Below are 14,607 nucleotides of genomic sequence, written 5' to 3' on the forward strand. Positions count from 1 at the left end.
TCAACACTCCAGCCGGTGCTGCTCCAGTCCAATGATGCCGGGCGCTTCCAACAGCGATTCACTGCCGCCGTCATAGATGCGGGCGAGGCTTTCGATCATATGCTCGATGGCAGAGAGCGCGGACATCTTGCCGCGCGGCATGCCCACATCCACGTTGAGCAGGCTCACCAAGGCAACCTTGTCTTCGGGATGCAGTTCGTCGTCGGGCTGCGGAATCATCCTGTGCACGAACAGATCCACCAGCGGGCGGAAAGGTTCGATCACGTCGTCTGCGAGGTTGAAGGCATTCTGCTCACTGGCATGGAACAGTCCAATGGAAGGCATCAGTCCATGCGCCACCAGACCGCGCGCAATTGTGCCGCGCAGCACGGCATAGCCATAGTCCAGCGCGGCATTGGCGAAGCGCGCTTGGTCACGGCGGAAGTCCTTGCCGAACAGTTGTGTGAAGTAGAAGAAGGCGGCCTGTCCTTCGAGGTTGTCTGCATCGCCCGAGCGCACCCGCCGAGCATAGGAATCCAGCCTGTCTGCGCTGTCGCGTCCGGCCATGCGCAGCACGGTGGCCTGGTTAGCGATCTTCTTGCGCACAATGGCTGCCCATGTCTGCTTGGCGATGGGACGCGGCAGGTCGAGTTGTAGGCGCAGCCAGCGCGTGGCGCGCGAATGCGGCAGGAAGGGCAGGAACACGCCGCTGGGATGGTGCGTATCGCCCGTGGCGAACAGGCTGATGCCATACTCGCCGCAGGCTGACAGCACTGGGTGGGTTAGCGTGATCTCGCGGTGGTTGAGTACGATCACCGCAATGTCTTCGAACGGCACGCAGGCGGTCTGCTCCTGCTCGATGGCGAGCGAGTAATGATCCCGCTTGAGCTTGGCGGGGCGGGAGATGACGACGCTACGCCAAGTCACGGCGTTTCTCCGGCGGGGCGGGGTAGAAGTTTCCCAGCACATCTACATGAAATTTTTCAAAGGACCGGATGCCGATTTTTACGCCGAGATTTACCCATACACCTTGCCAGGCTTTTCCAGTGGCTATGGACTCATTGTTGTCATGTGATCTGATCGAAATACTTGCCGTTGCAACACCCAGCCCGACAAAATATCCGAAAAATGTGGTGTTCCGATTTTTGAGTTTAACTAGATCATTTGGGAACAGTGAAAATTTGAAATCAAAACTTTCATCAATCATTGTCCACTCATCACGTGGCGTATTGGCTGTTGCGGCACGGCTTGGCAACACACCATTTTTTCTGCGGTCCGATTGATAGATCGGTATGAGATAAAACTTGCCTGTTTTGTGGAATACATCCACACGCCAGATGCTGGCTTGGTCGGCGATACCTCCTCGAACTGGAACCCCACCTTTCTGGACATCCTTAATTTTGATTGCCCGAATCAGCGGGCCGGGTGTGCCATCCCGCCGCGGCTTGTGGACTGGCGGCATGTTGGGGCCGAAAGCTTTCTTTCCGTCACCTTTATGGGCTTCCAGCCTATTACGCAAAATATCAATTAGGGCTTCATTGCGCCCATCGTGAGCACCCACGATATTGTCCAGATCAGCTATTTTTAGGCCTTCCAGTCGCACGCGTTTACTGCTGGTATCTTTGCCGAGATGCGATTTTTTTGAGCGTACCGTGTCCTGATGCACCGGGCCTCCAGCACGGTGCTTGATGGCTCGTGAAATTAGCACGGGCTTGAGGCCTGCCAGCACTGATTCGTCGTAGGTTGAGAAATACTCGCGGATGATTTCACTCGGGTTTGCGGAGAGCCGTGCCTGAACTTCTTCCCGGAAATGCGGCCACGGTTGCGGGAAGCGCTCGCCGAGTGCTGTTGCAGTTTCTGCGTTAAGAATTTCTCCGGTTTCCTTGTCGGCGAATGTTCCGTCCGGGAGTTGGACCAGTTCACCCTTGCGGGAAAAATTGCTCACGCGCTTTTGCAGTGACCGTGTGGCTGCCGCAATTACGCAGGCATCCAATGCGTGGTGCAGGTCGCTGGCCGCGCGGTTCTTTGTTAATCCCCAGCGGGCGCGCAGAAAGTTGGTGTAGCCACCAGCCGGACAGAGCACGCGGCTTTCGCGCGGTTTTATTTGGCCGCTTGCATCCGGTGCGAACTGGAGGCGCTGTCGAACATAATCCGCAAAGTATCTGGTGATATAGCGGGTATCGTTGAGGTTGCGCGATTTAAACCCTTCGGCTTCTTCTGTAGTGAAACTCTTACGCAGCAGGCGATCCCGCTTGGCCTTGCGGATATTTTTGTGGCCCCGTACCCATGCTTCGAAATTCCGCCATTGCGAGCTTTGATTTACGCCATCCATAAACTCGAAAGGAGTCTGGTTTCCCTTGTTCTGGTTTTGTTTGGTGAGAACCAACACCTTGTTGTTCTGGCTGTCGTCAAAAGAGCGAGAGTAGGGCAGGATGTGATCAATCTGGGTGGTGTTGTCTTCGAAGATGCGGCGAATGTCTCCATCCAGCGCCAATGGATGCAAGGAATAGGCGCACTGCCCATCCTGCTCTCGATAGAGCCGCATTTTCAGCAATTCATCGCCTTTTGGCGAACGCCCAACCTGCTCGATGAAGTAATCTACGGTGGCCTGTTTCTCTACCTGGAATTCCTTTTGACCGGCTTCGATTTCTTTGCGCTCCTCCCACGTCTTTGAAAGGTCGCGTGCCAGTTCGACATGGATAGCCACAGGCGAACACCTGTAGTCTGCAATCAGAGCATTCAGCACTTTGCGTGTTTGATTCAGTGCGCGGAATACCACAGGGTTGCGGATTTCCTTTAAATTGAAGGCTGGCAGGTATTTGCTGCATGAGGTTTCTTCGTTGGGTTTGGCGTGGTTGTAACCTGCCTGCGAGCATGCCTCGTCGTAGCGAAGCCCCGCTTCAAGGTGTGGCATCAACTTGGTAATCGCCTTGTTGGAAAGTTGGATGAAGTTTGAATAATCCACTCTCAGAATTGCTTCGATAGTTACTGCATCAAGATTAAGTTTGGCCAGTTCCAGCTTGAGTTCTTCGTCGCTCTTGTAAATAGAAAGAGCAAGCGCAATGGCATCCATTTCAATTGGGTTGCCTGCCAGGGCATTGCCACTTAGCCGTTCCCATGCGTGTCTGGTCGCTTCGTTATCCAATTCCTTCTTGAGATCATGCCAGCCTTTCAATTCGATCAGCGTGGCTTCCTCGGGGTCAACCAGTTCGCCTTTCTTGTTTCTCTTTATGCTGTAGGGAAGCCCCGCAAATCCGGCATTTGGCGAATCGCTGAGTCCAATGGCTCGGCGTAATTGCTTGTAGGTGACTTTTGCAAGCCTGTAAGGCAAATCCTTCGCAACTTGTAGTTCGCCGGGGGTCAGTGATCTTCTTTCGCCAGCTTGAATAATCTTGATGTTGTTTAACTTCGACGATAGCCAGACGAATCTTTCTGCGCTGAAACTTCTCTTGGGGGCACGGTATTCGTCTTTTTCGAAGGTGCAGCGACCAATCATTTCCAACATAGCCTTGCCGGTTATGGAGGGTTTCTGATACCAGAGCAATTCGAGAACGGCTTGCTCCAGCTCTGCGGAAGCATATGGGTTGCCTGAGTTGTGCTGGGACTCAAAGAGCTTGCGGAGTTCTTCATCCAATAAACTGCGGGAGAAGCTGTTGAGGTAGCTGCCAGCCTTGTTGCGCTTGGTCTGCAAAAAGGCCTCATCTTTTGCGGCCATTTCTCCCAGAGTGCGCCATTTGCCCTGCATAAGGGCGGCAGTGCGCTTTACTCCCTTGGTAAGTTTGCCACCCTCCTTGTTGTCGTCCACGGTCTCGGATTTTCTTGCGGCATAAAAACCACGATGCTTGATGATGTGATAAAGCACCCGCGCCCAGTCAGCCCCATCAAGTTTTTCATCCAGTCCCTTGGCGCGCAGTTCCCAAGGCTCTGATCTTGCAGGGTTGCCTTTTTTGCTTGAGGTGGTAGTGAAGTTTTCTATGTTCGCATTAGGGACAGCGCCTATGTCACGAAGCAGGCGGCGTAATTTCTTGAGGCGGAGTACACGCCTATGTAAGCGGTTACGCTGTGTTTTCATTAGGCGGCGATGTTCATTCAGGGAGTCGCCTGTTTTAGGATCCTCCGCCGCATCGAAGCACCGCACCCCGAGATCAATGATGCGGTTTTCGCCCAGCACCGCCCATCCGACCGAAGCAATACCGATGTCCAAACCGAAAGTCAGCGGGCCGAGATTTTTCTTCTTGCTTGCCATTCGTTTTCTCCCTTATGATTCGCACCGTAGCTTATCCGGGGTGAGAGCCGTTGCTACAATAAAGAATCGAAAGATTCTGTATCCAAGCCCGGCGGGGAAACCTGCCGGGCTTTACTTTTCAGGATTTAGATTCGAGGCTAAGCATCGCACGTGCATGAGCATGGGCCATTGTCCGTGCATCACGATTGAGGTGGATGGAGGCCAGCAATTGTTATCACCTGAATAACGATAAATCCGCGTGAGCGGAACGGTTCTACCCTCACCCTATCCTCCCCTGCAAGGGGGAGGCTAATGAGGGAGTTGCGCCAGCCTCCTGTGCTGATTTCCCGCCGTCTTCGCGCCGTACTTTGCGGGGCGATAGGCTGCGGCGGTTGCGCAAGCCGGTGAACTTTAGGAGGTGGCGGTATTGCTGTCAACCTGGCTTGATATTTTTCAGGGCGCGCTGAAAGTCTTCCGTTAGTGGTGAGCCCTTCGACAAGCTCAGGGTGAACGGATTTCGCTAGTGTCTCCTTCAAGTCTGCCTTGCCGGAAATGGTTTTTCGGGCAAATGATAAACTTGCTGCCATGAAAAAAATTCATCTGATGGTTTGCGATTTGTTTTTGCCGGCGGATTTTGCCGCCGAGGTTTGTGCGGATTTGCGCCTGCCGGCATTGGAAAAGATGCTGGCGCGCGGAGTTTTGACAGGGTCTGCTGCTGCTTCGGCAAGCTCAGGAGGCTCAGGGCGAGCGGAGGAACGGGCTTCCCTGGAAAATTATCTGTACGAGTTGTTTGGCGTGCCTTGCGGGGCGGATGCGCCGGTTGCGCCGATTTCCGCCGCGTTCGATGGGCTTGACGAGGGCTGCTGGCTGCGCGCCGATCCGGTGTATCTGCGTTTGCAGCGCGACCAACTGGTCCTGCTGCCGGAGGTGGAGGTCAGCGTGGGCGAGGCCGCGCAACTGTGTGCCGCGCTGAACGAGCATTTCGCCGGGCAGGGCATGGAGTTTTTCGCGCCGCATCCGCAGCGCTGGTATCTGCGGCTCGACCGCTTGCCGGATATCGAGACCGTGCCGCTGTCGCAGGCGGCCGGGCGCAACGTGCGCAGCCTGCTGCCGAGCGGCAAGGAGGCCGCGCACTGGCATCGGATGTTCAACGAAATCCAGATGCTGCTGCACTCCCATCCCGCGAACGAGGACCGCGAGGCGCGGGGTGCATTGCCGCTCAACAGTCTGTGGCTGTGGGGCGGCGGCTGTAGTTTCGCTGAGCCATTGCAGAAAAATTATGACAGCGTGAGTTCGGACGAACCGCTGGCCGAGATGTTCGCTGCGGCTGCAGGGGCTTCCTTTGCGGGGTGGCCGGCGCAATGGCGCGGCGAGGGAAATGGCGACAGGCAACTGCTGGTCTGGACGGGCCTGCGTTCGGCTTTGCGGGGCGGCGACCTGGCTGCTTGGCGCACCGCGTTGCAGGAATTCGAGACGGCTTATGCGCAGCCGCTATGGCATGCGCTGCGCGCCGGGAAGATCGCGCAGTTGCAGGTGGATGTCCTCGGCGGCGACCATGTCCGTCGCTTGTCGTTGACTCAGGTCTGCACTTGGGCATTTTGGCGGCGCGCCAAGCCGCTCGCCCGATATTCGATGATGTAAAATGCCGCCATCCGAGCACAAGGAACAAGCATGCCTTTCTTGAATACCGCGATGCAGTTTTTCTGGCGCGAAGAGTCGCTGCCGGTGTTGGCGATGACGCTGGCGCTGGCCTTCCTGCTGTTTCATTTCCTGAAGGAAGAGCGCAAGAGCGTCCTGAACACGCTGGCCTTCTTCTTCGCCAGCCTGGCGCTGCAATTTACCAGCGGCCTGATTCACGCGCTGCAATTTGCCGCCGCCGCCGCCGTGCTCCACGAGGCGGGGCTGATCTGCGCGGGTATCGCGGTGATCCGCCTATGGGGGCTGGTGGTGTTCCGCATCGCGTTGCCGCTGATGCGCATCATGCCGCCGCGCATCGCCGAGGACATCTTCGTCATCATCGGCTACATCGCCTGGGGGCTGGTGCGGCTGCGCTACGCCGGGCTGGACCTGGGCAGCATCGTCGCGACCTCGGCGATGATCACCGCCGTCGTGGCGTTCGCGATGCAGGATACGCTGGGCAACATCCTCGGCGGCCTCGCGCTGCAGCTCGACAACTCCATCCAGATCGGCGACTGGATCAAGGTGGACGACATCTCCGGCCGCGTGGTAGATATCCGCTGGCGCTCCACGCTGGTCGAGACGCGCAACTGGGAAACCGTGGTGTTCCCCAACAGCCAGCTGATGAAGAACAAGTTCCTGGTACTCGGACGGCGCACCGACCAGCCGGTGCAATGGCGGCGCTGGGTGTGGTTCAACGTCCACCTCGGCGTGACGCCGACCCGCGTGGTCAACGCGGTGGAGAGCGCCATCCTGCAGGCGGAGATCGACAACGTGTCCAAGGCTCCCCAGCCGAACTGCGTGCTCATGGAGATGGACAAGGGCTGTGCCCGCTACGCACTGCGCTACTGGCTGACCGACCTCGCGGCGGACGATTCCACCGATGCGTCGGTGCGCTGGCATGTCTACACTGCGCTGGAGCGCGCCGGCATCAAGCTTGCTGTGGAAGAGCAGAACGTCCATTACATCAAGGAAAGCGAAAAATACGAGGAGGCGATGCGCCAGCGCGAACTGCTGCGCCGCATCAAGACGCTCAAGCGCGTCGAGCTGTTCGCGCAGATGACGGACGACGAGCTGCGCAAGCTGGCGGAGCGCCTGAAATACGCCCCGTTCGCCAAGGGCAACGTCATCGCGAGGCAGGGCACGCCCGCGCAGCACTGGCTGTTCATCATCATCAGCGGTGAGGCGGAGGTGTACCTGGAAGGAGCGGGCGGCGAGAAACGCAGCCTGAACGTGCTCTCCAACGGCGCCTTCTTCGGCGAGATGAGCCTGATGACAGGTTCGCCGCGCGTGGCGACGGTCATCGCGAGGACCGATGTGGAATGCTACCGCCTCGACAAGGAGGCCTTCGAGGAAATTCTGCTGGCGCGCCCCAGCATCGCTGAAGAGATATCGCACATATTGGTGGCGCGCCGCCTGCAACTGGACAGCGCGATGCAGAACCTGGACGAGGAATCCAAGCACAAGGTAATCCACCACCAGCATGGCGAAGTGCTCGCAACCGTCAAGCGGTTCTTCGGTTTGTAGTATCATCGCGCCGCATAAAAGAGCAACACGGGACCAAACATGAAAGTATCGTTTCTGGATTTCGAAAGCCCCATCGCCGAACTGGAAGACAAGATCGAGCAACTGCGCTATGTGCAGGACGACTCGGCGCTCGACATCGCCGACGAAATCGGGCGTCTATCGAAGAAGAGCGAGGCGCTGACCAAGGACATCTACGCCAAGCTCACGCCTTGGCAGATTTCGCAGGTGTCGCGTCATCCGCAGCGCCCCTACACGCTGGATTACGTCGAGCACCTATTCACCGATTTCGAGGAACTGCACGGCGACCGCGCGTATGCCGACGACAAGGCCATCGTCGGCGGGCTGGCGCGCTTCAACGGCCAGAGCGTGATGGTGATCGGCCACCAGAAGGGGCGCGACACCAAGGAGAAGATCGCGCGCAACTTCGGCATGCCGCGCCCCGAGGGCTACCGCAAGGCGCTGCGCCTCATGAAGCTGGCGGAGAAATTCGGCATCCCCATCATGACCTTCATCGACACGCCAGGCGCCTATCCCGGCGTGGGCGCGGAAGAACGCGGCCAGTCCGAGGCGATCGGGCGCAACCTCTACGAAATGACCGAACTGCGCGTGCCGATCATCTGCACAGTGATCGGCGAGGGCGGCTCGGGCGGCGCGCTGGCGATCGCGGTGGGCGACGCGCTGCTGATGCTGCAATACAGCACCTACTCGGTGATCTCGCCGGAAGGCTGCGCCTCGATCCTGTGGAAGAGCGCGGAAAAGGCGCCGGATGCCGCCGAGACGCTGGGCATCACCGCGACGCGCCTCAAGACGCTGGGTCTGGTGGACAAGATCATCAACGAGCCGCTGGGCGGCGCGCACCGCGATTACGCCATGACCATGCAGAACGTGAAGAAGGCGTTGCAGGATGCGCTGAAAACGGCGCAAAACAAGCCGCTCACCAACCTGCTGCAGGACCGCTTCAACCGCCTGATGAGCTATGGCAAGTTCAAGGAAGTCACGCTTCACTAAAGGAAACCTGCTGCGCGACCCGATAGCGGCGTTGCGCAGGATGTCTGCCTGTGTCACATAATCACCTCGTCGAACGCCTCGCGGCACAGCTTGCGCAGCTCCTTCCCGCGCGCAGTTCCATCCTGGTCGGCCTGAGCGGCGGGGTCGATTCAGTCGTACTGCTGCATCTCCTGCACCAACTCGCGCCGCGCTTCTCCTGGCAACTCTCCGCCCTGCATGTCCACCACGGCATCAGCCCCAACGCCGATAGCTGGGCGGCGTTCTGCACCGAGGTCTGCGCGAGCTATGCCATCCCGCTGCGGGTCGAGCATGTGGACATCGCCCCGCTGCGCGAACACGGCATCGAGGCGGCCGCGCGCAAACTGCGCCATGCGGCGTTCGCGAAGCAGCCAGCAGACTTCGTCGCGCTCGCGCACCACGCCGACGACCAGGCCGAGACCCTGCTGCTGCAACTGCTGCGCGGCGCGGGGGTCAAGGGCGCGGCCGCGATGCCTGCGATGCGCACTCCCTCTCCCTCGATGGGAGAGGGCGGGGGAGAGGGTGATAAAACTCAATCTCCCACTCTGCTCCGCCCTTTGTTGCACTGCTCGCGCCGGGAAATCCTCGATTACGCCGCGGCGCAAGGCCTGCGCTGGATCGAGGACGAGAGCAACGCCGACGACAGCTACCCGCGCAACTTCCTGCGCCACCGCGCGCTGCCGCTCCTGGAAGAAAGATTCCCCGCCTGCCGCGACACCCTCGCGCGCAGCGCGCAACACTTCGCCGAGGCGAGCGAGCTGCTCGACGACCTCGCGCGGCTCGACGCACCAGATTCATTCCCCTCCCCCGCAGGCGGGGGAGGGGGTAGGGGAGAGGGTGCTCTCGAAATCACGCACCTCCAATCCCTCTCCCGCCCCCGCGCCAAAAATCTGCTGCGCTATTTCCTGCATCAGTGCGGCGCGCCGATGCCGCAGACCGTGCAGCTCGACGACATGCTGCACCAGCTATGCGAAGCGCGGCAGGATGCGGCGGTGTGTGTCGCTTTTGGTGATTGGGAAGCACATCGCTACCAAGGCAGGGTCTATGCGCTACGCACCCTCGGCGAGTTCGACCCGAACTTGGTGTTGCCGTGGCAGGGCGAGGCCGAGCTGACTTGGACCGCCTTGCATGCCCGCCTGCGCTTTGAGCGGACGGAAGGGGCGGGCATCAGCATCGCGAAGCTGCAAGGCGCACCGGTCACCCTCCGCCTGCGCGGCGGCGGCGAGACCCTGCGCCCGCACCCGAACGCCGCGACGCGCACCCTGAAGAACCTCCTGCAGGAACACCATGTCCCGCCCTGGCGGCGCGAACGCCTGCCGCTGCTGTATTGTGGCGACGAGCTGGTTTGCGTGCCGGGCGTGGCGATTGCGGCGGAGTATCAGGCCGCAAAAGGCGAGGCGGGTGTTACGGTGACGTTGCGGGATTGAACAAGGCTTTTCGTCTTCCTGCAATCTCAAAATAATTCGAGTCTGACCCCTTTAGCTTGCAGAGAAAGGCATTCCGCCCACATGCAATTTCAAGATGATTTGAGCCTGCCCCATTAACTCGTGGTTTAACAAAATAAGCATAGATCGAAATATATATGCAATCCGGCATATTGATTTATGCCGGGAATGCTGAAACACTGTGCGCCATAATTTTGGAGGAGTAAAGAAATGCGAATTTTCAGTTATATATTCAAGATGTCGAGCATGAAGATGCTTGCTGCTAATGTTGCGGTTCTACTCATGGCTGCTTTTGCCTCGTCTGCGGCGGCGGATGGGTCTGCACTGACTGGCGCCGATGCCCGGATATGGGATGGGCTCTCTCGAACGTCATGGATCGCCCAAGGCGATGGAGCGCGGATCGTTTATGCCTATGTCGATCCGAATTGCCCATATTCGCGTGACCTGTACGCTAAGGCACAGCAGTTATTGAATCCGGTGACGGTGCAGATTCGATGGATACCGGTGGGTGTGCTGCCCAGAGTAACCGAGAGTAGCCGACAGAAGGCGGCGGCCGTCCTCAAGGGCGGAGCTAAGGGCCTTGATTTGGTAATGCGTGGAAAATCCCCAGATGTATCTCCATCACCGCGCGAATTCAGTCAGGTGAGCGACAGTGCTGACTTTCTTGATGAAATCGCAAAATATGCGCCGAGGGGCGTACCGAAGTTTATTTACATCAAAGATGCTGGTGACGATGTCCGTATCTTCACTGGTGTCCCGCAGCAATCCGAACTTGCCAAAGTTTTGCGGTGAGATCGGCCTTTCTTTGTCTTGGACGATCATAAAGTCAGGCCGTGACAAAAAAGTTGATTCCGCAAGTGGTACCAGCAGATTTTGGGCGAGTAGAGGGAGATGTTGCTGGGATGGGCTGGATTCTGGCTCGGGAACGTTTTCAGCAGATTTTCACAGCACCGTATGAGTATTGTGAGCTTTGGGACACTATTCAAAAGATGCACGGCTGTTTTAAGCAGAACGACGCTACAACTTGGGCTATGGGTATGAATGTGATCATTTCCATACTCAACAGCCTTCCCGAGGGCTGTTCAAGGGACGAGTTGCGCCGTGCGTTCTGCATATAGGTTCTCCATATTCCATGGCGTTATATTTCCCGCAACATACGGTAGTCACCGGCAGTTCAAACATTTCGTCGAGAGTGGCCGCGCAGCGCGCGCGGAAGCATGAATCATTGCGCCCTTTTGGCGGGCAATGGAAATAGAAGTTTTTGACGATGCGCACCACGGCCATTAAAGGGTTAGCTTCACATTATGTTTTTGCATCTTTCCCTCATCTTTAAGTCTGGCACAGTGTTCCAGCATCCCGCTAGCCAGTCAATATGCCCAACGGCCTATTTTGGCCTCCTGAGTCTCCGCGAAACGCTCCGGTCATAAGGCTTGCCACCTGCGACACGGCAGGCAAAGCCTGATAGAATCGCGGGTTGGAAATTCCTGATTAACTTTAACCGTTTGGAGAAATAGCATGGCTGTTGAACGTACCCTGTCGATTATCAAACCCGATGCCGTGGCCAAGAATGTCATCGGCCAGATTTACACCCGCTTCGAGAATGCCGGGCTGAAGATCGTTGCCGCGCAGATGCGCCACCTGACCCGCACCGAGGCAGAAGGCTTTTACGCGGTGCACCGCGAGCGCCCATTCTTCAAGGACCTGGTGAGTTTCATGATCTCCGGCCCGGTGATGATCCAGGTGCTGGAAGGCGAGAACGCCGTGCTGAAGCACCGTGACCTTATGGGCGCGACCGATCCGAAGAAGGCCGACAAGGGCACGATCCGCGCCGATTTCGCCGACAGCATCGACGCGAACGCGGTGCATGGTTCGGATTCCGCCGAGAACGCGAAGACCGAGATCGCCTATTTCTTTGCGACGAAGAACATCCATTCCCGCTAAGCCTCTGGCACGATGAAGCAGAACCTCCTCGACTTCGATCCCGCAGCACTGACTGCCTGGTTCGCGGAACACGGCGAAAAGCCGTTCCGCGCCCGGCAGGTGCTGCGCTGGATCTACCAGTCCGGGGAGTCCGATTTCGATGCGATGAGCGACCTTGCGAAGTCGCTGCGCGAAAAACTCAAAGAGATCGCCTGCGTCGAGGCGCCCAGGGTGATGCGCGAGGAGCTGTCGGACGACGGCACGCGCAAGTGGCTGCTGGACATGGGCACCGGCAACGCGGTCGAGACCGTGTTCATTCCCGAGGAGAGCAGGGGCACGCTGTGCGTCTCGACGCAGGCGGGCTGCTCGCTGGACTGCGCGTTCTGTTCGACCGGCAAGCAGGGCTTCAGTCGCAACCTTTCGACGGCCGAGATCATCGGCCAGCTCTGGTGGGCGAACCGTGAGCTTGGCAAGGACGTTGATAATAATTGGAAGATCAGTAACGTTGTGCTGATGGGCATGGGCGAGCCGCTGCTGAATTTCGACCACACCGTGAGCGCGCTGCGCCTGATGCTGGACGACCACGCCTACGGGCTGTCGCGCCGCCGCGTGACGGTGTCCACTTCCGGCATCGTGCCGGCGATGGACCGGCTGCGCGACGAATGCCCGGTCGCGCTGGCGGTGTCGCTGCACGCCCCGAACGACAAGCTGCGCGACGTGCTGGTGCCGATCAACCAGAAGTATCCGCTCAAGGAACTGCTGGCGGCCTGCCGGCGCTACCTGGAAAAAGCGCCGCGCGATTTCATCACCTTCGAGTATGTGCTGCTGGACGGCGTGAACGACAGCGAGCAGCAGGCGCGCGAGCTGGTGCGGCTGGTGCGCGACGTGCCGTGCAAGTTCAACCTGATCCCGTTCAACCCGTTCCCGGAAACGCTTTACCGGCGCTCGAAGCCGGAGGCGATCCGCCGCTTCCGCGACGTGCTGATGGAGGCGGACATCGTGGCCACCACGCGCAAGACGCGCGGCGACGATATTGCCGCGGCATGCGGACAACTGGCCGGGGTGGTGCAGGATAAAACCAGAAGAACCGTGCAGCGTCCGGTGGCATTGCACAGATAAATGAGCCGAGGTAAGCCGATGAAAAAACTGATTGCCCTTCTGTTTTCGTTGACCGTGCTGGCGGGTTGCGGCACGCCCTCCGGCGGAGGGCAGTCGGCCCCCGATCAGCTCAAGGTGCGCGCCAGCGCCAGCGCAAAGGTGCATACCCAGCTGGCGGGCATGTATTACGAGCGCGCGCAGATGGGCGTTGCGCTGGGCGAAATAGATGTGGCCTTGCAGGCTGACCAGAACTACGCGCCGGCCTATAACGTGCGCGGCCTGATCCATATGGCCCTGCGCGAGTACAAGGAAGCCGAGGAGGATTTCCAGCAGAGCCTGCGCCTCGACAAAAACGATTCCGAAACGCACAACAACTATGGCTGGTTTTTGTGCGAGCAGGGCAGGGAAAAAGAATCGATCCCGCATTTCATGTCGGCGTTGAAAAACCCCTTGTACGGGACGCCGGAGCGCGCCTACCTGAACGCCGGGCTGTGCTACAAGAAAGCGGGCGAGCGCAAGGATGCCGAGGAGTTCCTGAAACGCGCGCTGCAGGTGCAGCCAGACTTGCCGCAGGCATTGCTGGCGATGGCGGAGCTGAGTTTCGGCAGCGGCGATTACACCGCCGCCAAGCAATACCTTGTGAAATTTTCGGAGAAATCCGACAGTCTGACGGCGGAACAGCTCTGGCTTGCGGTGCGCATCGAGCGCAAGGTCGGCGACCGCAATGCCGAGGCCAGCTATGGCGCGCAGTTGCGCAAGCGTTACCCCGACGCGCGCGAAACCCAATTACTCATGCGCGGAGAATGATGGAACAGATTCCAGAAAACAGCGCCGGCCAAGGCGAGAGCCCTGCACCCGCAGCGGCGCTTCCATTGGGGAAGACGCTGCGCGAGGCGCGCGAGCGTCTCGGCCTGAGCGTCGCGGATGTATCCGGGCAGACCAAGCTCGCGCCGCGCCAGATCGAGGCGCTGGAAGCCGAGGATTTCCGGAGTTTGCCCGAGATGCCGTTCGTGCGCGGCTTTGTGCGCAGCTACGCCAAGATATTGCAACTGGATGCGCAGCCGCTGCTGGCGTCCGTGCCACAGGAAAATGCATCCCAGAAGTCGCTGGTGCCGAATTCCGTCGAAGCGCCATTCCCCGTTGCGTCTTCTCCGCAGCGGCAAAACCTGATCTGGCTGGGTGCGGCCCTGCTGCTGTCGGTGGTGGTGGTCGCGTTTTCGGTATGGAATTTCACGACACCGCCCGCGAAACCCGAAGCGGCGCAGGTTGAAACACCGGTTGCCCTGCCCGAGAGGGTGGAGGTTATTCCGGCATCGCCGGTTGCCGAGGCGGCCGTGCCGCCTGCGGCAATGACGGCACGATCTTCGACGGAAGCGCAGGCTCCGGCAGCAAAGGCTGCAACGCCTCCGGCTGTGCAACAAGCCCAGGCGGAAAAACCGGCGGCGCAGCCCGACATACCGCTGCAGTCTGCCACGCTGCGCCTGACGTTCGGCGAAGAATCCTGGACGGAAATCAGGGGTAAGGATGACAAGATACTGTCGTCGCAGGTCAATCTCCCCGGCAGTGAATTGCGCCTGAAGGGGCAGGGGCCGTTCTCGCTGGTGATCGGTCATGCCGCATCGGCACGGCTTTATTATCGCGGCAAGCAGATCGACCTGACGCCTTTTATCAGTTCTTCGAACGAAGTGGCGCGGCTGACGCTGGAATAGG

Annotated in this window: 11 protein-coding genes; 9 read left to right on the forward strand and 2 right to left on the reverse strand. The window is 59.0% G+C overall.

Annotation, left to right across the window (positions count from 1 at the left end; translation table 11 throughout):
* Both cas1 and cas9 read right to left on the reverse strand, forming a co-directional pair.
* Positions 1-906: a type II CRISPR-associated endonuclease Cas1 gene (gene cas1 / locus ACRRNM_RS01380; RefSeq protein ID WP_435626460.1), complete on the reverse strand. Its 906-nt coding sequence runs from the start codon at positions 904-906 to the stop codon at positions 1-3.
* Positions 893-4,225, reverse strand: a complete 3,333-nt coding sequence (gene cas9 / locus ACRRNM_RS01385) for a type II CRISPR RNA-guided endonuclease Cas9 (RefSeq protein ID WP_435626461.1) — start codon at positions 4,223-4,225, stop codon at positions 893-895. The genes cas1 and cas9 overlap by 14 nt, the downstream gene beginning before the upstream one ends.
* 564 nt (positions 4,226-4,789) lie before the next feature.
* Here cas9 and ACRRNM_RS01390 point away from each other — a divergent pair.
* The 9 genes from ACRRNM_RS01390 to ACRRNM_RS01430 all read left to right on the forward strand — a co-directional run bounded on the left by ACRRNM_RS01390 (position 4,790) and on the right by ACRRNM_RS01430 (position 14,606).
* The gene (locus ACRRNM_RS01390) at positions 4,790-5,845 is read left to right on the forward strand and encodes a hypothetical protein (RefSeq protein ID WP_435626462.1); all 1,056 of its coding nucleotides are present in this window, start codon (positions 4,790-4,792) and stop codon (positions 5,843-5,845) included.
* A 30-nt stretch (positions 5,846-5,875) separates the two neighbouring features.
* The gene (locus tag ACRRNM_RS01395) at positions 5,876-7,408 is read left to right on the forward strand and encodes a cyclic nucleotide-binding domain-containing protein (RefSeq protein WP_435626463.1); all 1,533 of its coding nucleotides are present in this window, start codon (positions 5,876-5,878) and stop codon (positions 7,406-7,408) included.
* Positions 7,409-7,447: 39 nt separating this feature from the next.
* The gene (locus ACRRNM_RS01400) at positions 7,448-8,416 is read left to right on the forward strand and encodes an acetyl-CoA carboxylase carboxyltransferase subunit alpha (RefSeq protein WP_435626464.1); all 969 of its coding nucleotides are present in this window, start codon (positions 7,448-7,450) and stop codon (positions 8,414-8,416) included.
* A gap of 50 nt (positions 8,417-8,466) precedes the next feature.
* The gene (gene tilS, locus ACRRNM_RS01405) at positions 8,467-9,861 is read left to right on the forward strand and encodes a tRNA lysidine(34) synthetase TilS (protein WP_435626465.1); all 1,395 of its coding nucleotides are present in this window, start codon (positions 8,467-8,469) and stop codon (positions 9,859-9,861) included.
* Positions 9,862-10,125: 264 nt separating this feature from the next.
* Entirely contained in the window at positions 10,126-10,671 is a 546-nt protein-coding gene (locus ACRRNM_RS01410; RefSeq protein ID WP_435626466.1) for a hypothetical protein, read from the forward strand.
* Positions 10,672-11,394: 723 nt separating this feature from the next.
* Entirely contained in the window at positions 11,395-11,820 is a 426-nt protein-coding gene (gene ndk, locus ACRRNM_RS01415; protein ID WP_435626467.1) for a nucleoside-diphosphate kinase, read from the forward strand.
* A gap of 12 nt (positions 11,821-11,832) precedes the next feature.
* Positions 11,833-12,918, forward strand: a complete 1,086-nt coding sequence (rlmN, locus tag ACRRNM_RS01420; RefSeq protein WP_435626468.1) for a 23S rRNA (adenine(2503)-C(2))-methyltransferase RlmN — start codon at positions 11,833-11,835, stop codon at positions 12,916-12,918.
* Positions 12,919-12,936: 18 nt separating this feature from the next.
* A complete protein-coding gene (gene pilW / locus ACRRNM_RS01425; RefSeq protein ID WP_435626469.1) occupies positions 12,937-13,704 on the forward strand; it encodes a type IV pilus biogenesis/stability protein PilW in 768 nt (255 codons plus the stop codon).
* Entirely contained in the window at positions 13,701-14,606 is a 906-nt protein-coding gene (locus tag ACRRNM_RS01430; RefSeq protein WP_435626470.1) for a helix-turn-helix domain-containing protein, read from the forward strand. The genes pilW and ACRRNM_RS01430 overlap by 4 nt, the downstream gene beginning before the upstream one ends.
* Position 14,607 lies beyond the last annotated feature (1 nt).

This window comes from Ferrigenium straubiae (assembly GCF_051257895.1).
GTDB classification, from domain to species: Bacteria; Pseudomonadota; Gammaproteobacteria; order Burkholderiales; family Gallionellaceae; genus Gallionella; species Gallionella straubiae.